Origin of the sequence: Cyclobacterium sp. 1_MG-2023 (assembly GCF_030546805.1) — a bacterium.
Classification (GTDB): Bacteria; Bacteroidota; Bacteroidia; order Cytophagales; family Cyclobacteriaceae; genus Cyclobacterium.
The window spans coordinates 18,791-44,655 of record NZ_JAUOPC010000008.1; the positions used below are offsets into that span (position 1 = coordinate 18,791).

20 protein-coding genes are annotated in these 25,865 nt (G+C 38.2%); 14 read left to right on the top strand and 6 right to left on the bottom strand.

The features are described 5' to 3' along the window. Position 1: 1 nt before the first annotated feature. Positions 2-517: a gamma carbonic anhydrase family protein gene (locus tag Q4534_RS13725; RefSeq protein ID WP_303613719.1), complete on the bottom strand. Its 516-nt coding sequence runs from the start codon at positions 515-517 to the stop codon at positions 2-4. Between the two features lie 495 nt (positions 518-1,012). Here Q4534_RS13725 and Q4534_RS13730 point away from each other — a divergent pair, with 495 nt between their 5' ends. The 5 genes from Q4534_RS13730 to Q4534_RS13750 all read left to right on the top strand — a co-directional run bounded on the left by Q4534_RS13730 (position 1,013) and on the right by Q4534_RS13750 (position 6,002). Then, positions 1,013-1,735, top strand: a complete 723-nt coding sequence (locus tag Q4534_RS13730; RefSeq protein ID WP_303613720.1) for a YceI family protein — start codon at positions 1,013-1,015, stop codon at positions 1,733-1,735. 84 nt (positions 1,736-1,819) lie between these two features. Further along, the gene (locus tag Q4534_RS13735; RefSeq protein ID WP_303613721.1) at positions 1,820-3,100 is read left to right on the top strand and encodes an anthranilate synthase component I family protein; all 1,281 of its coding nucleotides are present in this window, start codon (positions 1,820-1,822) and stop codon (positions 3,098-3,100) included. Beyond that, the gene (gdhA, locus tag Q4534_RS13740) at positions 3,101-4,450 is read left to right on the top strand and encodes an NADP-specific glutamate dehydrogenase (protein ID WP_303613722.1); all 1,350 of its coding nucleotides are present in this window, start codon (positions 3,101-3,103) and stop codon (positions 4,448-4,450) included. Between the two features lie 8 nt (positions 4,451-4,458). Next, entirely contained in the window at positions 4,459-5,535 is a 1,077-nt protein-coding gene (dinB, locus tag Q4534_RS13745; RefSeq protein ID WP_303613723.1) for a DNA polymerase IV, read from the top strand. 272 nt (positions 5,536-5,807) lie between these two features. Continuing rightward, positions 5,808-6,002, top strand: a complete 195-nt coding sequence (locus Q4534_RS13750; RefSeq protein WP_303613724.1) for a hypothetical protein — start codon at positions 5,808-5,810, stop codon at positions 6,000-6,002. On the opposite strand, the gene Q4534_RS13755 is transcribed toward Q4534_RS13750, so the two are convergent. The 3 genes from Q4534_RS13755 to Q4534_RS13765 all read right to left on the bottom strand — a co-directional run bounded on the left by Q4534_RS13755 (position 5,999) and on the right by Q4534_RS13765 (position 14,962). Beyond that, entirely contained in the window at positions 5,999-8,272 is a 2,274-nt protein-coding gene (locus tag Q4534_RS13755; RefSeq protein WP_303613725.1) for a BamA/TamA family outer membrane protein, read from the bottom strand. The genes Q4534_RS13750 and Q4534_RS13755 overlap by 4 nt on opposite strands. 49 nt (positions 8,273-8,321) lie before the next feature. Continuing rightward, positions 8,322-13,343, bottom strand: a complete 5,022-nt coding sequence (locus Q4534_RS13760; protein ID WP_303613726.1) for a translocation/assembly module TamB domain-containing protein — start codon at positions 13,341-13,343, stop codon at positions 8,322-8,324. Between the two features lie 107 nt (positions 13,344-13,450). Continuing rightward, complete coding sequence (locus Q4534_RS13765) at positions 13,451-14,962, bottom strand: catalase (protein ID WP_303613727.1); 1,512 nt, start codon at positions 14,960-14,962, stop codon at positions 13,451-13,453. Between the two features lie 295 nt (positions 14,963-15,257). Between Q4534_RS13765 and miaB the strand changes: the two genes are divergently transcribed. The 6 genes from miaB to Q4534_RS13795 all read left to right on the top strand — a co-directional run bounded on the left by miaB (position 15,258) and on the right by Q4534_RS13795 (position 20,982). Further along, the gene (gene miaB, locus Q4534_RS13770) at positions 15,258-16,718 is read left to right on the top strand and encodes a tRNA (N6-isopentenyl adenosine(37)-C2)-methylthiotransferase MiaB (protein WP_303613728.1); all 1,461 of its coding nucleotides are present in this window, start codon (positions 15,258-15,260) and stop codon (positions 16,716-16,718) included. Positions 16,719-16,732: 14 nt separating this feature from the next. Continuing rightward, the gene (locus Q4534_RS13775; RefSeq protein WP_303613729.1) at positions 16,733-18,046 is read left to right on the top strand and encodes a sigma-54-dependent Fis family transcriptional regulator; all 1,314 of its coding nucleotides are present in this window, start codon (positions 16,733-16,735) and stop codon (positions 18,044-18,046) included. Beyond that, positions 18,033-18,566: an LptE family protein gene (locus Q4534_RS13780; protein WP_303613730.1), complete on the top strand. Its 534-nt coding sequence runs from the start codon at positions 18,033-18,035 to the stop codon at positions 18,564-18,566. Before Q4534_RS13775 ends, Q4534_RS13780 begins: the two co-directional genes overlap by 14 nt. A gap of 40 nt (positions 18,567-18,606) precedes the next feature. Next, positions 18,607-19,449: a hypothetical protein gene (locus Q4534_RS13785; protein WP_303613731.1), complete on the top strand. Its 843-nt coding sequence runs from the start codon at positions 18,607-18,609 to the stop codon at positions 19,447-19,449. 15 nt (positions 19,450-19,464) lie between these two features. Beyond that, on the top strand, positions 19,465-19,833 hold the full coding sequence (secG, locus tag Q4534_RS13790) for a preprotein translocase subunit SecG (RefSeq protein ID WP_303613732.1): 369 nt from the start codon (positions 19,465-19,467) through the stop codon (positions 19,831-19,833). A 159-nt stretch (positions 19,834-19,992) separates the two neighbouring features. Then, positions 19,993-20,982, top strand: coding sequence for a sterol desaturase family protein (locus Q4534_RS13795; protein WP_303613733.1), 990 nt, complete (start codon positions 19,993-19,995; stop codon positions 20,980-20,982). 51 nt (positions 20,983-21,033) lie between these two features. Here Q4534_RS13795 and Q4534_RS13800 read toward each other — a convergent pair whose 3' ends face one another. Further along, complete coding sequence (locus tag Q4534_RS13800; RefSeq protein WP_303613734.1) at positions 21,034-21,747, bottom strand: hypothetical protein; 714 nt, start codon at positions 21,745-21,747, stop codon at positions 21,034-21,036. Positions 21,748-21,976: 229 nt separating this feature from the next. Between Q4534_RS13800 and groES the strand changes: the two genes are divergently transcribed. The 3 genes from groES to Q4534_RS13815 all read left to right on the top strand — a co-directional run bounded on the left by groES (position 21,977) and on the right by Q4534_RS13815 (position 24,687). Beyond that, positions 21,977-22,255, top strand: a complete 279-nt coding sequence (gene groES, locus Q4534_RS13805) for a co-chaperone GroES (RefSeq protein WP_073095107.1) — start codon at positions 21,977-21,979, stop codon at positions 22,253-22,255. Positions 22,256-22,307: 52 nt separating this feature from the next. After that, a complete protein-coding gene (groL, locus tag Q4534_RS13810; RefSeq protein ID WP_303613735.1) occupies positions 22,308-23,939 on the top strand; it encodes a chaperonin GroEL in 1,632 nt (543 codons plus the stop codon). A 373-nt stretch (positions 23,940-24,312) separates the two neighbouring features. Then, positions 24,313-24,687: a response regulator gene (locus tag Q4534_RS13815; protein ID WP_303613736.1), complete on the top strand. Its 375-nt coding sequence runs from the start codon at positions 24,313-24,315 to the stop codon at positions 24,685-24,687. 136 nt (positions 24,688-24,823) lie between these two features. Here the strand turns inward: Q4534_RS13815 and Q4534_RS13820 are convergent, their stop codons facing one another. Further along, a complete protein-coding gene (locus Q4534_RS13820; protein ID WP_303613737.1) occupies positions 24,824-25,864 on the bottom strand; it encodes a phosphatase domain-containing protein in 1,041 nt (346 codons plus the stop codon). Position 25,865 lies beyond the last annotated feature (1 nt).

Genomic DNA, 25,865 nt, shown 5'->3' on the forward strand with positions numbered 1-25,865 from the left:
CTTATTCGTCTTTGTACCAACTGGCATATTTAGGATAGTTGGAGGCAATTCTTGTAATGGCCTCCTTCATATTATCTCCGGTTTCTTTCACTCGTTTGGCCGGAATCCCGGCATAAATGCTGTTGCTTTCTACAATCGTACCTGCGAGTACTACAGCCCCTGCAGCAATAACAGCGCCTTCATTGACCACAGCATCATCCATAACAATCGCCCCCATTCCAATCATCACCCTATCCTTTATGGTACAGCCATGTACAATGGCTTTGTGGGCAATGGAAACCTCAGAGCCAATATTCACAGGAGATTTTTGATAAGAACAATGAATCACAGCCCCATCTTGAATATTGGTGCGATCGCCAATCTTAATGTAATGTACATCTCCTCTGATTACAGCATTGAACCAAACGGTGCAGTGATCTCCCATTACCACATCTCCGGTAAGGGTTGCATTGTCTGCTAACCAACATGCTTTGCCCCATTGGGGTGATTTGTCATTTACTTTCTTGATCAATGCCATACTTTCTAAGGGATAATTAATGTAGGTTTCAAAAAGGGTTAGAGAACGATAAACCTTATCAAAATACTACAATCGATTTAACAAATGCAGGAATGTCCAATGCAAAATGGGCAAGACACTCTTTATTTCCTCTCACAATTTTAACACCTTATTTCCTAATCAGGACATAAAATTTAAATATTTTGAAAATTGAATTTATCGGTTTAAAACGACATAGGATCATTTTTATTTAAATAATTAATGGAAATCTTGGTAAATAATAGGAGTAAAAATAGCACCAAACCATAAATTTATTGGCCTCCAATTGCACTGATAGTCTATTGATTACAGCATTTTTGAAGAAAGTAGAAGGATATGCAAAGCTTAATTTGGATACTGCTCTAATCTTAGTTAAATTAATTAAAATTTATTGAACCTTTTTATCTACAATTAGTTTAAGTGTATATACATCTAATTTTAGCAACCAATCACAACTTATTAAATCAGATCATAACTATGAAAACATTGAAATTATCAGGTTTTTTACTGGCATCAGCCTTATTGACCTTTTCTTGCGGACAAAACAACAAAACAGTTGAAACCTCTGAAGCTCAAGAAGAAGCCCAATCTAGTGGTGAAACTTTACAATTGGACACCAACTCAAGTACTGTTAACTGGAGAGGTTATAAGCCAACCGGACAACACCATGGAATTATACCTATTACAAGTGGTGAAATTTCTATAGATGGAGATGCCATTACTTCCGGAGAATTTACTTTTGACATCACCAAGCTAGAGATTCATGATTTAGAGGAAGGAAGTGAAAATCATGGCAAACTATCAAATCATTTGCAATCTGATGATTTTTTCGATGCTGCCAATCACCCTCAAGCTACTTTTGTAATCACAGAAGTTTCTCCTTACACTTCCGGTGATGCTGTTGAAGACCAGGAGCAGTTTGAATCAGAAAACACGCCTAAGGGCGAGTCTGAATTGGCACCAGCTTCTCCTACCCACTGGATCAGTGGAAACCTAACCATGAGAGGTACAACCAAAAACATCAAATTCCCTGCGGCTGTTTCATTGTCGGATGGAAGTGTTTCTGCTCAAGCAGGATTTAATATTGACCGAACTGAATGGGGCTTAGCTTATGGCGATGAAGCTACAGCAGTAGACAAAACCAAAGACAAATTCATCTACAACGCTGTTAGTGTGAATTTTGATATCAAAGCCAACTAATATAGTTGGTGTATCTAATTTAATATTTGAAAGGGGGATAGAATTATCCCCCTTTTTTCATGGCATTTACTTAATTTTGCACGAATGTCATCAACTGAAAGCAAGCTTACCATACAAAGAACCTCCGATTGGGTGCCTAAAATGTTGGCCTGGGTAGATCAGAAGTTTACCTATTTTGGCTATTTTACTTCCCAGGAAATAGATTACCCTTCCGGTGGATTTAACCATGTATTGTATGCAGGATCCAAGGCGGTAAGTCTGGAGAATTTGGATCAACTGCCCTCAGGCAAGCCAAAAGTGGGCATTGTATCTTATGACCAAAAAAACAATTACGAGAAACTATCCAGCAAAAATAGTGAATGGATAAATTGTCCTGACAGTTTGTTTTTTAGTCCTAAGCTAACCATTCTTATTGGTAAAACTGAAATAACCATTGAGGGAAGCTCACCTGATCGAATCCTTGCTGAAATATTGGATACCCAAGCCACCCAAAAACGAACGACAGGTAATTGCACCCTCAATTGTTCTCATGATGAAGAAAGCTATACAGCCACTTTCCAAAAAATCCAAGATCATATTTCAGAAGGAGATATTTATGAATTGAATTATTGCATGGATTTTCATGGTACCGCTTCCCATACTGAACCTATAAATTTGTTTTTGAGGCTATGTGAAAATTCACCCATGCCTTTTAGTGCTTTGTTCAAGTCTGCAAACCTGTATCTTTGTTGTGCTTCTCCTGAGAGGTTTTTAAAAAAGCAGGGTCAGAACTTGCTAACACAACCAATAAAAGGCACCATTAAAAGGGGTAAAACCCAACAAGAAGATGAGGCCCTAAAAAAACGACTGGCCGAAAGTAAAAAAGAGCAAGCAGAGAACTTGATGATTGTGGATTTGATGAGAAATGATCTCGCCAGAATGGCCTTAACAGGAACCGTGGAAGTAAAGGAGTTGTTTGGTATTTATTCCTTCAAGCAAATCTCTCAAATGATTTCCTCCGTTAATTGCCAATTACCACCCTCAATTGGCTTTGAGGAGATCATCTCCAAAACCTTCCCTATGGGAAGCATGACTGGAGCCCCCAAGGTCAAATGCATGGAACTAATCGAAACCTATGAAAAGTTTAAAAGATCTTGGTTTTCAGGCAGTATAGGCTATATAGACAGCAATGGGGATTTCGATTTTTGTGTTATTATTAGAAGCTTAATTATAGATCGAACAAAAAATTCCTTTTATTTTGGCGTTGGAAGTGCCATTACAATTGATGCGGATGCCAAAGCTGAATACCAGGAATGCCTACTAAAGGCTGCCTCATTAATTAATACTTTAAAAAACTTTTATTCAAATTTCAATAACCCCAAATAAATGTCATCATTAAAAAATATTCTAAAAAACGTAACCGATAAAAACCCCAACGAGTCTGAATTTCACCAAGCAGTACAAGAAGTTTTTGAAAGCATCCTCCCTGTTTTAAAGGCCCATGATTTATATGTAGATGAAAAACTTTTTGAACGTATTTGTGAAGCAGAAAGAATTATTTCCTTTCGTGTTTGCTGGACAGATGACAATGGAAAGGTACAGGTCAACAAAGGATATCGGATACAAATGAATAGTGCTTTGGGCCCCTATAAAGGTGGCTTGCGCTTCCACCCAAGTGTAAACCAAAGCATTCTTAAATTCTTGGCTTTCGAACAGGTTTTTAAAAACGCATTGACAGGATTACCGCTAGGCGCAGGTAAAGGCGGTGCTGATTTTAACCCAAAAGGAAAATCTGATGGTGAAGTCATGCGATTTTGCCAAGCTTGGATGATGGAAGCCTATCGACATATAGGACATTTCACAGATGTTCCTGCCGGAGACATTGGCGTCGGGGAAAGAGAAATAGGTTATCTTTTTGGGGCTTACAAAAAAATTCAAAATGAATTCCAAGGCGTTTTGACAGGAAAAGGTAGGGATTGGGGCGGTTCATTTTTAAGACCGGAAGCAACGGGCTATGGACTAATCCACTTTGCCCACTTTATGCTCACAGAGATTGATGAGAATTTAAATGACAAAGTTTGTTTGGTTTCGGGTGCTGGAAATGTTTCTCAATTTGCTATTGAAAAATTGCTACAAGAAGGAGCTAAAGTAGTTGCTTTTTCTGATTCCACAGGTTTTATTCATGATCCGGAAGGGATGACGGAAGAAAAATTAGAATTCTTGAAAACTGTAAAAAATGGACAGAGAAAGAGTATTTCAGCTTTTGCGAAACAATTTGACTCTGCCAAATTTATAGCAACAGGCAGTGAAAACATATGGTCCATTCCTGCCGACTGTGCCTTCCCATGTGCCACACAAAATGAATTGAACGAAGCGGACGCCAAGCTTCTCAAACAAAATGGACTACTCCTATTGGCCGAAGGGGCAAATATGCCCTGCACACCGGAGGCCATTAATTATTTACAAAAAACCAATGTGCTCTATGGCCCGGGTAAAGCCAGCAACGCTGGAGGTGTAGCCGTTTCAGGACTTGAAATGACACAAAACAGGATGGGTAGCTACTGGACAAAAAATGCTCTGGAAAAACAGTTAAGAACAATCATGAAGGGCATTCATGAAAAATGTTTGGAAACCATCAACAAGCATGATTTAAAAAAGCAGGATTACCTTAATGCCGCCAATATAGGAGCTTTCGAAAAAGTGGCCAAGGCAATGCATGCCCAAGGAACCGTTTAATTTCAACCATGGAAAACTACCGGAAAATCATACATGTAGATATGGATGCATTTTTCGCATCGGTAGAACAATTAGACCATCCCGAGTATAAAAACAAGCCACTTGCTGTAGGTGGAAACAAAGAACGAGGGGTAGTAGCTGCTGCCAGTTATGAAGCCAGAAAATTTGGTGTTCGTTCAGCCATGTCCTCAAAACTGGCAGCAATTAAATGCCCCAATTTAATCTTTGTAAAACCAAGGTTCGAAAGGTATAAAGAAATATCTTTGATAATCAGGAAGATTTTCCTGAGCTATACAGACCTTGTCGAGCCACTTTCTCTAGATGAAGCTTTTCTAGATGTGACAACCAATTATTTGGGACTTCCTTCCGCCACTTTAATAGCCAGGGATATCCGCAAAAAAATCAAAGCCCAGACGGGTTTGAATGCATCTGCGGGCATTTCTTATAATAAATTTCTTGCAAAAATCGCTTCTGATTTGAACAAACCTAATGGACAGGCAGTGATCACACCGGCAGAAGCCGAGGCCTTTTTGGAGAAATTACCCATTGAGAAATTTTATGGTATCGGCAAAGTGATGGCCAAGAAAATGAATGGCTTTGGGATTTACAACGGTTACGACCTTAAACAATATTCCTTGCCTTTCCTAACAGGCAGATTTGGCAAATCAGGTCTTCATTTTTATAAAATCGTCAGGGGAATTCATGAGAGCGAAGTCAAACCCGATCGAATCAGGAAGTCAATTGGCGTCGAAAGAACATTTGACAAAGACCTATCAGCTATTCAAGCAATAGAAGCAACGCTCGAAGAAAATATTTTGCCTGAGTTTTTACGAAGACTAGAAAGAAACCAAGCAAAAGGCAGAACAATTACCATCAAGATCAAATACAATGATTTTAGCCTACACACCCGTAGCAAAACACAGGTAGCTCCGGTGTCCAATGAAAACATGGAAGAAATTGCCTTGGACCTCCTACATCAAGAACCATTGAACCTACCCATTCGGTTATTAGGGATTAGTCTCTCTAATCTGATTTCAGATGACCTTGACAAGCCCTCCGGTGAACAGCTTAAGTTTGATTATTAAAGCAAGGGCTTTTGGTGGTTTTAGGCTTTATAAACTCCGATAGGATTGATTTTAAAATACTGCAGCTCTAACAGCTTCCGGTCTTCTCCTTTTAATGCTAACTTCAGTTGTTCTATAATTCTACCGTAACCATTTGTACCATTGCGGCATAAGAATTGCAACCAATTTGTATATAAAGAACAACATATAATTAACTATTGGAAAGTCTATTTCTGTTTCGGCTTTTACAAGCCTCTGTGCCCATTGAATAAATTAATTAAAGAAAAAACACCATGACTAAAGAAGAAGAATACGTACAATTTGGATTGAAATACGGGATACCATTGGCATTAATAAGCGCTACTATAGCCATGAAAAGATCAAGTAGTTTAGGGAAATTACTTACTTTCTCTGTGGTTACACCAGCCATGTTGGCTTATTTGTACAGCCTGATAAAAACAAAGGAACGAGCCAGGAAGGCCCCTTAAAAAGGATAGCCTATGGCGAAGTTAAAGACTAAGTTGCTATTCCGCCAGTCGCTGTCTTGCAATTTAAATTCTGAAGCCCAACGCTCTCCTTCCGGCAAGGAGGGGCTTCTAAGAGGAGTAGCCAAATCAAACCTGATTACAAAAAATTCAATATCTACCCGGAGTCCAATCCCTGCTCCCACTGCCAATTCTTTGAACCAATCCTTCCCAAATTTACCTCCCGGCAATGCCTCATTTTCATTTACCAACCAAACATTACCAACATCCACAAAAGTTGCACCTTTGAGGTAAGAGAAAATAGGGAATCTAAATTCTAAATTACCCTCTAGCCTTATATCACCTGCTTGATCAAAATAATTGGCGGTGCTTTCGGTTTCAGGTGTGAAGGACCCCGGTCCTAAAGACCTAATTCTAAAGGCCCTAATACTGTTGGGCCCTCCGGAAAAAAATTGTTTGGCAAATGGGAGAGAAACGGAGTTGCCATATGGAAGACCTAAACCACCAAACAAACGTACAGCAAGCAATTTTTCTTCTGTAAACCTCCAATAGTACCTAAAATCGATGTCTCCTTTATTGTATTGCGCATAGTTAAACCCCAAAAATTTATTTTGGTCTTGATTGTTAAAAAGGTTATTTACCAATCTTAACCCGCCCCCTGCAAGATCTAAGTTGGCGCCAAAATAAATACTATGCTCCCTGTACTTATCCATTAGCTTGTTATAAGCAAAATTATAGGTAATCCCGGCGATAAATTGATGTTCAAAACTTTGTCTTAAAAATGGATTGTCATCCAATATTTCCTCAAATTCACTAGACGTATTGGAAATATCTACAAAGTTTAGTGAGATGGGAGTAATCTCATGATAAACAAAGCGATTGGCATTCCAAAAATAACCATAGGTGGCCGAAACAGTATTCAATTTATAATACCCTCGTCTATCCTGGTACTCCGTTCCAAGACTTATTTTTGTCTTGGGTACGGAATATGCAAACCTCTCTTTTATGGCAATAGGAAATACCACCCTGGGGAAAATCAAATCTCCTTTAAGACCAATCTCAAAAGCACTTAAACTTTCTCTATCACCTGAGGCAATTTGACTTTCGTAGCCTATCTCTGCTGTAAGATTAAATGTTTCTCCCCCTTTAAATAAATTTCTATTTCTATAATTAAGCAATAAAGTAGGGCCGGCAAAATTATTAGATTTGGAAACACCTTGTAACTCGGCCCTTATAGAGCGTTTGTCCAAGGGAGTAAGGTAAATATTGGCATCCAACTTACCGGTTCCTCCGCTCAGACTCGTATCTGTTTCTGTATATCTCAAATTCACAAACCGAAAGTTCCCTATCCCTGTCAACCGGCTACTGGTCAATCGCGTATCTTTCGCATTGTAAAGGCTGTCTTTTTCTATCAATATGTATTGATCCAGTAAGTCAGGCTTGAAGGTCAATTCATTTTGGATGACCATCACATTGTCCACCAAAGTGGTATCTGTTTCTTCGCCATATTTATCTGAGGAATAATTAGGATAAACACGGATATTTTGAATTTCATATGGCACGATTCCCTTTTCAGGCGCATTTTGTTTGAGCCTTAGAAAAAGGTCAAACTTTTTATCTTCGTATTGGTTGGTATCTGCTTCAAAAATTAAAAAATCAGAGTTAAAATTATAAAAGCCTCTATTTTTTAGGGCATCATTTAACCTTACCCTTTCATTTTTCATCATTTCCAGAGAAAAATAATCCCCTTCTGCTATTTCTGTTTTATCAAGCAATTCCCTGATGCTACGGTCTAAGGCTGAACTGTCCTTTTCATATTGGTAGGTGGCCAATTCATAAGGTTGAGCCAAATCAACCGAATACTTAATCGATGCTTTTTGAGGACCGGCCTCCACATCTGCACTCACTTCAGAAAAAAAGAACCCATTGTTATCAAGCCGATTTAAAATCAGGTTTTGGGTTTTTTCGGCCTCTGCATCGCTTAAATAAACAGGCTCCTCACCCAATTTTTTATAGATAAATCGATTGATAAAACCCGGGTTTTCTTGCTGCATCTTGTAATGACTCCACAATCCAATCCGCATTCCCAAAATTTTACTGTTGGGTTCAGGTTCAAGCAGGCCTTCAAGCTCCGCATTAACTGCTTTAAAACCTTTAACAGAGAAATCCCTATTGATTTCCAAAGTGGCCCCTGTATAAAGTTTTTCATCTTCGGGGATAAATTTAGAAACGCCACAGCCTGCCAAAAACCATACAGGAATTAGTAAAGCCATTGTTTTCAATGACTTAATATTTGGTAATTGGGGTAAACAATAGCATTTATTATTTCTCATTGCGCTCCTCTTCTGCTTGATTATCTTGTTCCTTTCTTCTAGAGTCTATTCCTCTCCAAAGGTCTTCGAATTCATTAAACTCTCTATTGAAAATTACAGAAAGCCCGGTGACAACCAATTGTCCATCTATAAAACTTTCAAATTGATTTTTTCTAAAACCTCTCGCTCTGTAACGGCCATTTTCGGTAATTAAATACTCCACACTGACATTGCCCAATAGGGAGTTACCGGTACTTGTGGATGAACTCCCCTCTATGTCTATCTGACTTCCTACCTGAACAATTAACCTGTCATCTAAGAATCGTTTGCTTGCATTAACATTGAGCTGTGTCCTTGATTGTGGGGAATCTCCTTGATAATCTTCAAAGCTATCCAAGCCTACATCCAATTCTAAACCTGTATCCCCTACCAAGCTATTAGTAAAGGTGTTCAGTTGCCCTGATAATAACTGGCTCACACTGGACTTGGCCATTGCTGTGGTGCCTCCACTTCCCGAACTGTCTCCACTAGGAAAAAAACTATTTAACACCAACAATGAAAAAACTTGGCGGTTTAACTCACCTTCCTGATTGTTTAATTGCTTTACCTGAGCATATACAGCACCACCCAATGCCCCTCTTTCATCTTCAGGCATATCCATAGTAAATGATATTTCAGGTTTGAGCAACTCTCCATCTATATTAAGGTAAACGATAAAGGAAAATTCTTGCCTGTATTTGGACATTGTTTCTCGGGAGCCTCCGGATGCTGTGGCGGTCATCAAGTCTGAGGCAGAAGTTTTGACGCTATAAATTGCGGTGATATCCATATTCGCATCCATGGGATCACCCGCCCAGCTTATCGTACTTCCTTCTTGGATTTCAAACCGCTTGCTTACCAAATTGTATAAACTTAATTCATAATGACCTTTAGATAACTCATAAATTCCGGTTAAGGTTACCCTCCCATTTGGATCCATATTCAATTGTAGGTCTGCTGCCCCTTCCACCATTAGATTATCCCCGGACCTTTCATCAATCACAAGGTTAAAGACTGCTTCCGAAGATACGTTTAATAGCATGTCTACCTTATACCCGGTGAAGCCTGAAATACTTGTTTCTTCAAGTCTTTTCGTAAGTATGTCTTCAGGGTTTTCTCTGTTGACAAAAGTGACTATCCCTTGCCTTTCTACCACATCCAATTGACTTTCAGGAATAACCACGCTTAAGTTTGTTCCCTTATCTACAGTTATTTCAGCGTCTATTACGGGTAAGTTCAAATCTCCTTGTATGGTGACATCTGCTCCAATTAGTGCATCGCCGTAAAACAAATCATTGTCTTCTTGCGTAGAATTCAGCACTTTAAAGTTATCTGCTGTTAAAGAGAGGTCGAATTGAGGGTTTATAAAATCATTTTCAGTAATGATATCTCCATCCAGAACAAAGTTATTGTCTTGGTCGTCTTTTATGGTCAGCTGATCCAAATACACTCCTTGGTTATCCACCCTTATTTCATCCTTGTCTATCGCAAAGCGAGCATTCAAGGTGGCAACGGTAAATTCAGTCTCATTAAAGGCCAAATTGCCAGAGTAAATTGGATCTGAAGAACTTCCTTCCACTTTAAATTTACCTGAAATAAATCCATTTCCATCGCTTATGGCTCCGGCAGTAAGTCCATCCAACATGTCCAACTCAAATTTATTTAAGTCCAGCGCCAAATTGAGCTTGGCCCCCAGAGGGTCCGCAACAAAGCCACCTGTCAGGTCCAGGTCCACACCTTTATCTTTGATCATCAGGTCAAAATCATAATTTTTTTGATCATTGCCCGAAGCTTCCAAGGTCAGGTTACCGAGAGGTACCTTGAGCAAGGCCATATCTTGCACAGTTAAGTCGGCTTGTAAACCGGTGGCTCCAAATGGATTTTCTATTTTAATGGCACCGTTTACTAAGCCTGCGGCTAAAATCTCTTCGGGATTTAGTAAACTGGTGAAAGTTCTTAATCTGAAATCATTGAAGGTAAGATCAATTGAATTCTCTTCCGGTTCATTCCCGAAAGACACAAGTTGCTTTTCTCTTGAAAATTCAAAAGCTTCAAAAAACACTTTATTCTTAGCCAATGTAAAAGCATTGTTTTCTGCTACCTCCCATTTCAATTTGTTAAAAATCAGGCCTTCAGGATTAATATGTAATTGCATGGAATCCTCTCCAAAACCCAAATCAAAATCAATGTTTGTCAATACCTCCTCGTCATGCAAAGCATTGAAATTAACGTACAATTGATTTTCCAATACTTCTCCGGAAAAATAAGTAGGCCCTATTGCCAAACGCCCGAAAGACAAGCCCATTACTCCAAAATCAAAATCAAAGTTGGACGAATCACTCAGCACATTCAAGTCTAAACTATCCAATACAGCGCCGGAATAAGAAAGATAAGGAAAGTTAATCCGCCCATCCAATTTGGATTTCTTTTCATTGAACGTCATTTTAATTGACCCTTCTTCCAATTCTTCTAAGCCCGGTAAAATCACTCGCTGTAAAAGTAATGTAGAAGGAATGGTAAAGTCCATGTCCACGTTGACCGGCCTTGAAACTTGCTCCGTAGAAAGAGATGCACTATCAAGAAAATATCCGTTAAAATGTCGGGATAGGCCTTCGTAAGTCTCTCCCGGACTTACATTGGACTGCAAGAATCCATTCAATACATTGCTTTGAATGCTAAAATCAGTAGAATCAGGCAAAACCCGTAGTGCAAGATCCATCCCGCCCATGGGATAGGCCTGTTCATCTAATACAATGGTGCCATCTGTCAATTGTGATTGAAGTTCAAAATTTTCCGGCTTGCCCTCAAAAGCTGCGTTCAAAGAAAATTGAGTTCTCAATTTTTTAGCACTAAAATTAAGCCCATATAAGTCTGCACCTTTAAGTGCCAAATCCATATCCACCTTATAATTGGAAGGTGTCAAGGAGACCTTAGCCAATAAATCCATATCGAGCATCTCGTCTTTATGGTTAACTTTGAATTGGCCTTCTCCATCAACAATCTCACTACTCAATTGCAAACCTTTGTAATTGTGCCCATTATACACCAAATTAATCAGCTTGCTATCTAAACTAAGGTCTAAACTGTCAAGTGGACCAACCTTTCCATGAGCAGCCAGTTCCATATCTAGCGCTCCATAAGTAAGGGTATCACCCATTATTTTACCAAGAGGTACAGCCGAAATGGTAGAATTTAAGTCAAAATTATAGGATCCTTGTTCTGTAGACAGTTCTGCAGCCAATGCTACTGAAGCATTATAGGCTTTCAGTATAGCTTCTAAATTAAAATCATCCAGGGATCCCGCTGAAGATACTGAAAGATCCAAGTTTTGAGGATACTTGATACCCAAACTATCTTCCGGTGTAAAGAGGTTCAAATCTGCCTCAGTGGAAATAAACTTGAACTCATCCAAATCCCATGAAAGCCTATCAGTATCCAAGGGGTTGGAAAGGGTTCCGGATATATCCATGCTTGTACTTCTCCCCCATTTGGCGGCAACCTCTTTCAGGCGAACCTTGTTCAGATTTCCTGAGGCAAGCAAGGAAGCTTCAAAGCTTTTCTTTTCAAAAGTTTTGAGATAGGAATTATTTTCCAGTGAAGGTGAAAAGTAATAAGCATCCTCCACGCCTAAATTTACATTTTGGATGGCCAATGCCATGGATGCCTTTTCAGGATTATCCATAACAGCTACAAGACTAGGGAATTCCAGGTCAAAATCACCCTTCAAACCACTTTGCCCTGTATTTACAGATAATTCGTTTACTTGCAAAGAAGAATCATTTAAGACCAACTGAGCTTGGAAGTTTTCAAGTTTGAAACCCGACCGTTCGGTAAAGCCAAGCTTATCTAAAGAAAAACCGGCTTTTTTAGGCTTGTAATAGAGGTTATTGGCCTGTAGGATGAAATCTTTTACACCAACATCCTCAGAATTAAACTCCCCGGCTTGACCCTGAACACCATTTCCCCCATAATTTATTTGATTATTGGAAAGGTCTATAGAGGAAAGTTCCACCTCCCATACAGGCCATACAAACGGCGCTACCGCATCTTCCTTCTCAACAGTCTTTTTTTCCTCCTCAGCTTTGGTTTCACTTTGGTATTCAATCTGTGAATCCTGAAGAGACAAACGCTTAATTAATACCTTTTGCTTGTCAAGATTGGCTTCCGGCATTTCTAGTAAAAAGTCTCCCATATTGGCCCTAATTTTCATTCCATCGGGCAATGAATGATAGTCAGCCTTAATATTTTTTAAAGAAAGTTTGTCTAAGACTAACAATGGCATCGGCATATCGCTCTCGGAAGAGCCTTCACTTACCGGCAAAGGCTTGAATTGTTGATAGGTCAGCGCAGAATTTTCCCATAAGATTTCAGTGACATTAAAATCCATTTTATTCAAGTCCATGCCATTGATTGCAATAGATAATTTACCTAGGTTAAGCGATCCTGTTAAGCCCAATACTTTATCTGTAAATTGCAGGTTCCAATCTTCTAAATTGACCGGTCCGATATTAATATCAGGGTAACTGCTTTCTTTCGAAGACAAGGTATCAACAGCTGTGGTATCAGCATTACTTTCTTCGCTTACAAAAGCCTCCATCAGGTAATCAAAATTGAAGGCACCCGTGCTATCTCTTTCTATATTGGCTTTAAGTCCCTCCCATTCTAGTCTGGACACATTGATTTTACTGCTTAAAAGGTATGGCAATAATTCTAGTCCTGTTTCAAGTTTATTACTATATACAAGGGTATCTCCATTGGGTTGTTCCAAATACAATCCTTCTAAATAAAGATTACCACGAAATGTCAGGTATAATTTATCAATACTAACTTTGCTGTTGGTTTTTTCAGCAAGGTATTGGGTGGCTTTGTCCACAATGATATCTTGTCCAAAAGGGCTACGGACAAATAAAAGAATAATGAGCACCAACAGACCTAGGCCGAGCAGAATCCATCCTCCAATTTTAAAAATCTTTTTACCTAAGTTATGTGCCAAAGTAATGTATTTAACTAAAAAAAGGAGTGGACGAACGATCCACTCCCGAATTAAAAATCAATATTCCGTTCACCGGTTAAACAAATATCAATTATTATACCAAATCTTTAATGTCCGCCTGAAGATGCAGCCATCACAGCATTTAAATCTACACCAAGGCCATTTGCGACCCGTGCTCCAAATTCCTCATCCATTCTGAACCAGTGACATAGCTGTCGGTTTATAATTAGGTCTCTTTTTGGCCCTGAGATTCCACTCATCGCACCTATGGTGTTTTTTATGGTATTGTCTTGCTCTTCATTACTCATGACATCCCTGAACAAAGCCCTAGGTTGGGAATAATGATCGTTTCCTCCTAATTTGCTATTCCTGTCGTACCAATCAACAATATTGTCCTCAAGTTGTTCAGAAGGTTCCTGATAATTTTTGTCCACCTCAACCTCATCAAAACTATTAGGCCAATAATTGGGCTTCCTTCCTCCGTTGCCATTAACATTCATCATGCCATCCCGTTGGTAATTATTTACCGCATAAGGGCATCTATTTACAGGGATTTGTTCATAATTACCGCCTAATCTGTACCTATGTGCATCCGGGTAAGAAAGTAATCTTCCTTGAAGCATCTTATCAGGACTGTAACCCAGACCGTCAACCAAGTGGGCAGGAGCAAAAGCAGATTGTTCTACATCCTGAAAATAGTTATCCGGATTTTGATTCAACTCCAATACACCTACATCAATTAGGGGAAATTCCGAATGAGGCCAAACCTTGGTCACATCAAAAGGGTTAAAATCGACTTTTTTAGCTTGCTCAGGTGTCATGACCTGAATTTTCATGTTCCACTGTGGGAAATCTCCTTTATCAATGGATTCCAAAAGATCCCTTTGTGAGAAATCCAAATCCTTGGCTTTCATTTGAGTAGCTTCTTCATCTGTAAAGTTTTTGATTCCCTGAGCAGTTTTAAAATGATACTTTACATAAGTTTTTTCATTTTTTGCATTGATCATGGAAAAGGTATGAGAACCGTAGCCATTCATATGTCTATAGCCAACCGGAGTTCCCCTATCACTCATTAAAATCAAAACCTGATGCAAAGACTCCGGAGTCAGCGACCAATAATCCCACATCATGGTAGGTGATTTGCAATTGGTGTAGGGATCTCTTTTTTGGGTATGGATAAAATCTGAGAACTTTTTGGGATCTTTAATAAAAAATACCGGCGTATTGTTTCCCACAAGGTCCCAATTGCCATCCTCTGTATAGAATTTAACGGCAAATCCCCTTGGATCTCTTTCGGTATCCGGAGATCCTTTTTCCCCACCCACTGTAGAGAATCTTAGGAAGACTTTTGTCTTTTTTCCAATTTTATTAAAGACTTTTGCCTTGGTATAGGACGATATATCATTTGTCACCGTGAAAGTACCAAACGCACCGGATCCTTTGGCATGAACTACTCTTTCAGGAATTCGCTCTCTATTAAAGTGTGCCATTTTCTCATGAAGAATATAATCTTCTAAAAGTACCGGACCTCTTGGACCAACAGTTTTTGAATTTTCGTTTTCGACATATATTCTACCTGAAGCTGTCGTTAGTTTGTTGTGCTTTTTCTCTTCTGCCATGATGCAAATCTTTTAATAATGGTCTACGTTATTGATTCGATGAAATAAAGGTAGAAAGAATAGAGTTATAGTGAAAATTGATTATTTCTATATTGTAATAGCTTTTATCTATAACTATACATAACTGCTTAATCAACAAAGACAAGCATTTAAAATCCATCAATAAAAATTTAATTGTTTTCTAATTCTTCAATTAAACCTACCTTTTACGAGAGTATTGTCAGAATAATAAAGTGAACTACTGTCAATATGTCGGTATTTTATTAAATTTGCGATCTGAAATTATAGTTAGTCAATGGAAAATATTATTAAAGATATCGATATCATCAGTGGGGAGGAGGCAAAAACCTGTGATTTTAAGGTAACGGCTGAAGAAAATACAGGAAAGTCGAGGCGATTGTATATCGAAAGCTATGGTTGTCAAATGAATTTTTCGGATAGTGAGATTGTCGCTTCTATCATGAAAGAAACCGGATTTGATACAACTTCAGATTATAAAAATGCAGATGTCATTTTCCTAAACACCTGTTCCATAAGGGACAAGGCAGAGCAGACCGTACGCAAAAGGTTAAGCCAGTTTAACCAAATCAAAAGTGCCAATCCGGAATTAAAAATTGGGGTATTGGGATGTATGGCAGAGCGCCTAAAAGAAAAGCTACTAGAAGAAGAGAAGCTGGTGGACATGGTTGTTGGCCCGGATGCTTACCGTGATTTACCCAATCTTGTTGGGCAGGTCGAAGAAGGGCAAAAAGGAATCAACACCTTTTTATCCCGAGAAGAAACCTATGCAGACATCTCTCCTGTACGGCTAAATTCAAATGGTGTAAGTGCGCTTATTTCTATTATGAGGGGCTGCGACAATATGTGCTCATTTTGTGTAGTTCCATTTACTCGTGGTAGGGAAAGGAGTCGCGACCCCTATTCAATAACTAAAGAAGCTCAGGAATTATTTGACAAAGGGTATAAGGAAGTTACCCTCCTGGGGCAAAATGTGGACAGTTACAAATGGTCTCCTCAGGAGAATAATAAAGCCAGGCTCAATAAAAAAGAGTCAGAAATCACTGAGGTCGTTCATTTTTCTGACTTGCTGGAGATGGTCGCCAAGGTTAATCCAAAGCTTAGGGTTCGATTTTCCACCTCCCATCCCAAAGACATCACGGATGAGGTCTTGTATACCATGAAGCGTTACGACAATATTTGCAAATACATCCATTTGCCAGTGCAAAGTGGCAATAGCCGGGTATTGGAATTAATGAATAGGACCTATGATCGAGAATGGTACCTCAACAGGGTTCAAAAGATCCGTGAAATACTTGGGGAAGATTGTGGCATATCATCAGACATGATAGCAGGTTTTTGTTCAGAGACAGAAGAAGAACACCAAGACACCCTTAGCATAATGGACATAGTTCAGTATGATTTCTCTTATATGTTTTATTATTCAGAGCGACCAGGCACCCTGGCCGCGAAGAAATACCCGGATGATATTCCACTGGCAGTAAAAAAACGCAGGTTGCAAGAAATCATTGACAAACAAAGCAGTTTATCAATGAACAGGCACAAAAGAGAGGTAGGTCAAGTACAGGAAGTTTTAGTGGAAGGTATTTCCAAAAGGTCTACTGAACAGCTTAAGGCAAAAAATTCAGCAAACAAAGTAGTGATTATCCCAAAAGGAGATCTGAAGATTGGTGATTATGTCAAGGTAAAAATCACTGATTGCACCTCTGCTACCTTATTTGGAGAAATTATCAATTGATAAATAACAAAACCATGATCTCTATCAGTGCTTCCGAAATATTGAGTATCAAACAAAGGTTTGGGATAATTGGAAATAGTCCATTATTAAATCACGCCATTCAGGTAGCCATGCAAGCTGCACCTACGGAAATGACCGTCTTGGTCACCGGTGAAAGTGGCAGTGGTAAAGAATCTTTTTCTAAAATTATTCACGCCTTGAGCAAAAGGAAGCATGGCAAATTCATCGCGATAAACTGTGGGGCCATACCTGAGGGGACGATTGATTCTGAATTATTTGGACATGAAAAGGGTTCATTTACCGGCGCCCATGAAGCGAGGAAAGGTTATTTTGAAGTTACGGATGGTGGTTCAATATTCCTGGATGAAATTGGTGAAATGCCACTTGGCACCCAAGCCCGCTTATTGCGTGTTTTGGAAAATGGGGAGTTTATCAAAGTTGGTTCTTCCAAAGTTTTAAAGACGGATGTTCGTGTAATTGCAGCTACCAATGTCAACCTATTAAATGCCGTAGAAAAAGGAAAATTTAGGGAAGACTTGTATTATCGCTTAAACACCGTTCCTATTTTTGTTCCACCTTTAAGGCAAAGAGGAGATGATATCGCTTTGTTGTTCAGGAAGTTTTCCACAGATTTTTCTGAAAAGTATTTGGTAAAGCCTATTACCCTTACCCAGGATGCCAGGGAATTACTTTTAACTTTCCCTTTTCCGGGAAATATCCGGCAATTGAAAAATTTAGCCGAGCAAATTTCGTTATTGGAACAGGAAAGAGAAGTTGATGCAGAAACGCTAATCACCTATTTACCCAAAGAAAAAAGCAGTTTACCTGCTTCCATCCAGGGAAAGAATGATCAGAAAGAAGGCTTTTCCGATTTTTCTGAGCGAGAGATTTTATACAAGGTTCTTTTTGACATGAAAAAGGACATGACGGATTTAAAAAAATTAATTTTAGAATCTTATCATTCCGGAGGACTGGACCAATCCATCATGAAAAAGCACCAAAATCTTTTTGATGATATGGAATCAACAAACCAGTATGAAGAGAGCAACAAACCTTCCAAAAATCTCCCGCTAGTTTTGGAGACTTTAGGCGCAAAAAAAGAAATAAAAGATGAATCAGAAATTGGTAGAAAAAACTATCAAGAAGACATCATTGAGGACATCATACATGAGGAGGATGACCATTCACTTTCTTTAGAGAAAAAAGAAAAAGAATTGATTACCAAAGCTCTTAAAAAACACCATAATAAAAGAAAATATGCAGCGATGGATTTGGGAATCTCTGAAAGGACACTATATCGGAAGATCAAACAATATGACATTCAATAAGATCTGCTTATACTTTTTTAGTTTAACTGTCCTAGTTTCAGCCTGCAAAGTTGAGTACAGTTTTACAGGCACCACATTGGATTATAACGTAACGAACACTTTCTCCATCGCTAATTTCTTTAATGACTCTGGGGGAGGGCCTGCCAATATGGGGCAATTGTTTACAGAAGACCTAAAGGATTATTTCCAACGAAATACACAACTGGAATTGATACAAAACAATGGTGACCTACAATTTTCCGGAGCCATTACGGGTTATACCATCAGCCCTCAAGCTACAGTATCCAGCACCAATGCCAATCAACCTGATAGGGCCGGTCAAATGCGTGTTACCATTAGAGTGGAAGTAGAATTTGTCAATACAAAAAATGAAGAAGAAAATACCAAAAAAACCTTCTCTTATTTTCAAGATTATGACCCAAGTAGCACTACGCTCCTAGAGGTTGAATCAGATTTGGTAGAAACAATTTTTGAAGGTATCATACAGGATATTTTCACTTCCACTGTGGCCAATTGGTAAAATTTGTTAAATTTAACATCTACACTTAAAAAGAAACGTCGTGAACGCTCAAGGATTTTTAGACTTAATAAGTAAGGCCGATGATCTTGAAAATGCAGATTTAAAAAAAGCATTGAAACTACAAGAGAAGTATCCCTACTTTTTGGCACCAAAAATACTTGCGGCTAAATATGAATGGGACAAGGCTTCGGGAGCCTCCAAAACCTTGCTTCACTGGGCGGCAGTGGTTAGTCCGGATAGAAAGAGATTAAAAAGCCTGCTAACGGGAACCTCTCCCATTGCACAAGACATACCCATTGAAACACCTCCTGAAACACATGCTAAAGACAGTGAAGCAAAAGAAATAGTAGCTACCATTGCACCTCCGGTACCCGAAAAAACAAGTACGCAGAAAGAAGAAGTTAGTCCAGATAATACCTCCAGACCAAAAAGAGATGAAATATTAAGGCGTTTGGAGGAAAATTTAAAGAAAATAAAAAAAACAGCCCCTTCGCCCAATGAAAATAACCAAGCGCATGTAAAAAAAAAGGAGGAGGCCCTAGAAAAAACGGCTGAGAAAAAAGACGAGGCCTCTAAAAGCAAAAAAAAGCAAAAGAAACCTATTGCCAAGAAAAACAAAGAGGCCCAGCAAAAATTAATTGATGATTTTAAGGAGAAGCCTATCCGACTAACCAAGGACAAATTGGATGAGGCTGTTATATTGCCTGACTTATCTGAACAGAGTACGCATTTAAATCACAGTATGCTTTCAGAATCATATGCCAAATTATTGGTCAAGCAAAACAAAAAAAATGAGGCTGTGGAAATATATCAAAAATTAATATTGAACTTTCCAAAGAAAAGGGCTTACTTTGCAGACCAAATTGAGAAGTTAAGAGAATAAAATAATATAACAAGCATGTTTACAGTAATCATAAGTATCATCATCGTTTTGGCCGTTTTATTGATTTTGGTCATTTTGGGCCAAAATTCTAAAGGAGGTGCCGGAGCAGCTTTTGGTGGAAGCGCCTCACAAATCATGGGTGTCACCAAAACAGGAAATATTTTAGAAAAAGCTACATGGGTTTTAGCCATTGCTATTTTGGCTTTATCATTGGGCTCTTCGGCTTTTCATGAGAGCAGTAGCTCATCCGGGTTTTCTTCTCCAAATGTGGAGAATGCCCAAAAGCAAATTCTTACCCCGTCATTTGACGACCAATCTATTTTGCCTGCTGAAGGAAATGAAGAAGATGCTTCAGAAGAAACAAGCCCCGATACTGAAGAATAAGTAATTAAGCTTACCGAAATTTAAAGGCCTGTTGAAATCAACAGGCCTTTTTTATTTAAAATTTTAATATTATTTAAGGAAGCAAAAATTGAAGATGAGCCGGAATATGATTAAATTGACATTTTAAAATCCTAAAAAAACAACTCAAAGTTTATATTTATGTTTGAAAATCATTTAAGTCTGGAAGATTTAGGCGCTGATAAATGGCCTAATGTCATTTTATGGGCCGCTCCTGTGATGTTTTTATTGGTTTTTATAGAATGGGGCATCAGCTTATATCAAAAAAAAGATACTTACGATAAGAAAGATTTCTTAGCAGCCTCCACTATTGGACTGGTGAATGTGGGAATTAGCGCATTAATAAAGGCCTTCACCTTTGGCGTTGCCTTGTTTTGCTGGAACATTGTACCTTGGAAAATCCCTGCTACCTGGTGGTCTTTTATCTTTTGTTTCTTTGCCATTGACTTGGCCAGGTATTGGGCACACAGAGTCACTCATGAGCAACGTTTCTGGTGGGCCACACACATTACACACCATAATTCCGCAAAGTATAATTTCTCTGTATCCTTCCGTTTAGGCTGGACACAACATATTAAAATTATCTTCTTTGTACCTGTAATGTTGATGGGCTTCAATCCATTCGTATTCTTTATCTGTCACCAAGTGGCTGTATTGTATCAATTTTGGATTCACACGGAATACATCAAAAAGCTTCCTAAGCCAATTGAATATTTCTTTGTTACCCCATCACACCACAGGGTTCACCATGGTAGCGACGAGCATTATTTAGACAAAAATTACGGCTCCACTTTTATCATTTGGGACAGGATTTTCGGAACCTTTATGGAAGAAAAAGAAAGACCTACATATGGTATCACCAAACCTGTGACTTCATACAACCCTGTCTATTTGGTCTTTCATGAATGGGCGGATATAGTGAAAGACATCCGGAAAGCAAAGGATTCGAAAGAAGTTTACCAGATCTTATTCGGTAAGCCAGGCGATGAAGTGATAAAAAACAGAGAGTTGAGGGAACAAGCGGAAAAAGCCGGACTCAAAGAAAAAACCGAAGCTAAAAGCACTGCAAAAAGTAGCCCAACACCAATATTGGTTTCGAATGAAAACTCACTATTGAAAAAGGAAGATTAGAAATAATTATAAACCTTAAAAAAAATGGGAAGGCTTGTCTTCCCATTTTTTTTATTCAATTTCAATATGTTTGAGCAGCAAACGCTTGCTTATTGGCAGTAAGCTTTGCTCCAAAGGAATCGCATTTTTAGACACAATACGCCAAGTGGAAGGATTTGGCAGGTCTTTGAAATTTTTGATCAAATCCAGTTTTATTTGATTGCAGGTCTTTGTAATGCTTTTTTTGATGGCTACAATAAACTTGAGAGCAATGCCCCTGAATTTGTCCAAATTGTTCTGAAACAAATCAATTTTGTATCGGTAAACCAATATTTCCTTGGAATAACCATTAGAGACCAATGCATAGCCTTCCTTCTGATAAAGAGCAGATAACCCCACAGGTTCAATCTCTAACTGATTTTCAATAAAATCATAAATACTTTTCCCCTCTTCGATATGTTTTTTTATTTGAGGCAAGGCATAGCTTATAATACTTGCCAATTCTTTCATGGTATCATCATCTTCAGTTTTGTTCTTGTAGTTTATGGATACCTTTTTCAGATCAATGGATTGAATTTCTTTAGGAAATTTTGAATTGATTTGGTTTCTGTTCGCATCAAAATTTTGAAGTTTACGGTAATGCGAAATCAATTCTGCCAAGGGAGGGTAAAGTTTTACTGATTTGAATTCATGTTCAACTTCCTTGAGGTAGGCCAAAAGCAAATATTTTTTATACTCAAAATCAATCAAGCCTTCAGCTATCCAGTTGTCCGATAAGTTTCTCATAATTTATCTCATTAAAATTTTTTAGATAAAATACGTAAATATGTCAGGATTCGCAATAGTCAAACGCAAAATTGACAGGAATGCCATACACGTTAATTGAAGGGCCTGTCAGTATTGAAGTTTAATCAAGACTTTCTGTCAGTAAAAAAGTAAAAAACAGGATTGGCACAGAAAGTGTAAATAAGCATTTTGTATTATAGAAATCAAACTTTAAAAATAACTAAATCACATGTCTAAAGTTAACATCCAACCTCTAGCAGATAGGGTTTTGGTAGAACCCGCTGCCGCAGAAGAAAAAACGGCTTCAGGCCTTTATATCCCTGATACTGCCAAAGAAAAACCACAAAAAGGTACAGTAGTAGCCATAGGAAATGGTAAAAAAGATGAACCATTGACTGTAAAAGTTGGTGACACTGTTTTGTATGGTAAGTACGCCGGCACTGAGCTTTCTGTAGAAGGTGCTGATTATTTGATCATGAGAGAAGCGGACATCTTCGCTATCCTTTAATTACAGATCTCATAATTAAGATTAATTAATTTAAATTAAAAAAAATTTTAAAATGGCTAAGGAATTATTTTTCAATACCGACGCAAGGGATCGTCTAAAAAAAGGAGTTGACGCTCTTGCTGATGCAGTTAAAGTAACATTAGGACCAAAAGGCAGAAATGTAATTTTGGACAAGAAATTTGGTGCACCAAGCATCACTAAAGATGGTGTTACTGTAGCAAAAGAAATTGAGCTGGAAGACGCTATAGAAAACATGGGAGCTCAATTGGTGAAAGAAGTAGCTTCTAAAACAGCTGACGATGCGGGTGACGGTACCACTACTGCCACTGTGTTGACACAGTCAATTTTTTCCGTAGGTATCAAAAACGTTGCTGCTGGTGCTAACCCAATGGACCTTAAAAGAGGTATCGATAAAGCTGTAGAAGCAATCGTTTCTGAATTAAGAGCTGCCTCTAAAGAAATCTCTACTTCTAAAGAAATTGCTCAGGTAGGTACTATTTCTGCCAACAATGACTCTGAAATCGGTGAAATGATTGCAGATGCCATGGAAAAAGTTGGTAAAGATGGTGTGATCACTGTAGAAGAAGCAAAAGGTACTGAAACTGAAGTTAGGACTGTTGAAGGTATGCAATTTGACAGAGGATACCTTTCTCCATATTTCACCACCAATACTGAAAAAATGGAGGCTGAATTGGAAAACCCATACATCCTTATTTACGACAAGAAAATTTCTGCAATGAAAGAATTGCTACCTGTTTTAGAGCCTGTTGCTCAGTCAGGTAGACCATTGTTGATCATTGCTGAAGATGTAGACGGAGAAGCTTTGGCTACATTGGTAGTTAACAAAATCAGAGGTGCCCTTAAAGTTGCTGCTGTAAAAGCTCCAGGTTTCGGTGACAGAAGAAAAGCAATGTTGGAAGACATCGCTACTCTTACCGGTGGAACAGTGATTTCTGAAGAAAGAGGTTACAAACTTGAGAATGTAACCATTGATTACCTAGGTACTGCTGAGAAAGTAAACATCGACAAAGACAACACTACTGTTGTTAATGGTGCCGGTGAAAAATCAGCGATTGAAGCTAGAATCAACGAGATCAAATCTCAAATTGAAAAAACTACTTCTGATTATGACCGTGAAAAACTTCAAGAAAGATTAGCTAAGCTATCTGGTGGAGTTGCTATCCTTTACATTGGTGCGGCCACAGAAGTGGAAATGAAAGAGAAAAAAGACAGAGTAGATGATGCTCTTCACGCTACTAGAGCGGCTGTACAAGAAGGTGTAGTTGTTGGTGGTGGTGTAGCCCTAATCAGAGCTTCTGTAGCCCTTGAAAATCTAAAAGGCCTTAATGAAGACGAAGATACCGGTATCAACATCATCAAGCAGGCTGTTGAAGCTCCATTGAGAACAATCGTTTCTAATTCAGGTGGAGAAGGATCTGTAGTGATCAATAAAATCAAAGATTCTAAAGGTGATTTCGGTTACAATGCAAGAACCGACAGTTACGAAGACTTGTTAAAAGCAGGTGTCATTGACCCTACTAAAGTAACACGTCTTGCTTTAGAAAATGCCGCATCTATTGCAGCATTGTTACTCACAACAGAATGTGTAGTAGCTGACGTTAAAGAAGATGCTCCAGCTGCTCCTCCTATGGGTGGAGGCGGAGGAATGGGTGGAATGATGTAATCCCATTTTCTTTGAAATTTATAAAGGGAAGCACATGTGCTTCCCTTTTTTTTATGCATTTTTTTAAAAAAACTTGGTTTAAATCCCTCTATTTCTTTTAAAAATCGGCTTTATATTTTAAATACCAATCGAAACCTTCCAATAGCTACACAAAATGTCGATATTTTCAATCAAGGCTATAAACACTGAAAATAAAACTAAAAAGTTTCAATAAAATTAAGAAATAGAAAATCAGTTGTTTATTAAATTTTTTTTTGAATTTTAACGCTACTCGGATGTCAAAAATTTCATACTTTATTTTAATAGTGGAATTATAGTGTTAAATTTCCGGTGTAAGAGAACGAGAGAGAGAAAAGTTTTTATTCATATATCAATGTATCCATTCGATTTAATTGTTTTAATTGATGATGACCCTATTAATAATCTGATCAATAAACGGTTAATCAACAAATTAAATCTATCACCTAAAACCATTGAATTTTTAGAGGCTGAAATGGCACTTCAATACCTCAAAGATCCTAAATTGGAAAAAAGGTTATTGATTCTTGTTGACATCAATATGCCTGTTATGAATGGTTGGGATTTTTTAAGCCAATATTTGGAACTTGAAAATGAAAGGAAAGATCGTATCATCATGCTATCTAGCTCCATAGACTTTCAGGATAGACAGCGATCCAAAGAATTCCCTTTTGTCAGTGGCTTTATTGAAAAACCGCTTACCCACGAAAAATTAAAGTCTCTATTGTAAATTAAAAAGCCCTTCTGATTTCACAGGGGCTTAATATCAATAACTATTCTTCCAAATTGATGCTTTGCTATTGATTTTAGCCAAATTCCCGGTATCACATTTCTAGGATCTTTAGATCTCATCAAGAGAAAATAATTTAAAGGTCAAGGTTTTTCCTTGCATGCTCAATGGCTTCAGTAGAATTTTTGACCCATGCTATTCTATTGGGCGGAAGTAAGGCATTTAATTCCTTCTCTCTGTTTTCATCAACAGTCCCTACTTGCCTGATATATACAGCCTCTACCCTTCCCGGATATTTATTAATAACTTCAGCATAAATTTCAGGATCATGTTGACCACTATCTCCAATAAGGACAAAATTTAGTTTCGGATAAAAGTTCATCAAAAATGATATTTTATCTACCTTGTGCTCATGGCTACCTCCACCGGATTTCCAAATATTCCTTAAACTCATATGATGGTCTTTCAATAATATTGGACCCCTCGGAATGTTTCTGTAGTTCATAAAATCTTTTATTAAGTCAAAAAGATTCCAGTCGCTGCTAGAAACATAAAACACCGGGTATTTAGCATTGGAAGATAGCAAGCGATAAAATTCACTAACCCCGGGAAATGGTCGTCTTGTGTAGGCATTTTTGGAAACCGAAAGCCAGAATTTTTCTTGAATATTGGTGGCTTTGGATATAATGATGGTATCATCTATATCTGAAATAATGGCTCGAGGAAAAGTTTTTTGAAATTTAAGCACACTTTTGTCTATAAATTTCTTTTCAGCTTTCAACCCATCCTCTTCAATTAAAGAAAATTGGACCGTTTGGGCTATCTTTTCTTTTTCATTTTTGAAATGATGATACCGCTCAAAAACCCCTTCCTCATCTGTAATTAAAATTGTTTTCAGGTCACCTAAACTTAATACTACCTTTGCCTCGGGCACGCTACTCCCCGCATACCTTCTTAAAGTGGCGAGAATATTGTGAAATACATTATGTTTGTCTGAGGGCCTGCTTTGTTTATAGGCCTCAACCACTCGTCCTTTAACGAAGAGGTGTGTATCATTGCCTAAAACCACAAAAACTTCTATACGCAGTAAATCAAGCTTACCCAATTTTCTTTTAATTAAAGAAAACAGGTATCTAAACGGCCATGTCAGCCCTCGGAACACATAAAATCTCTTCATG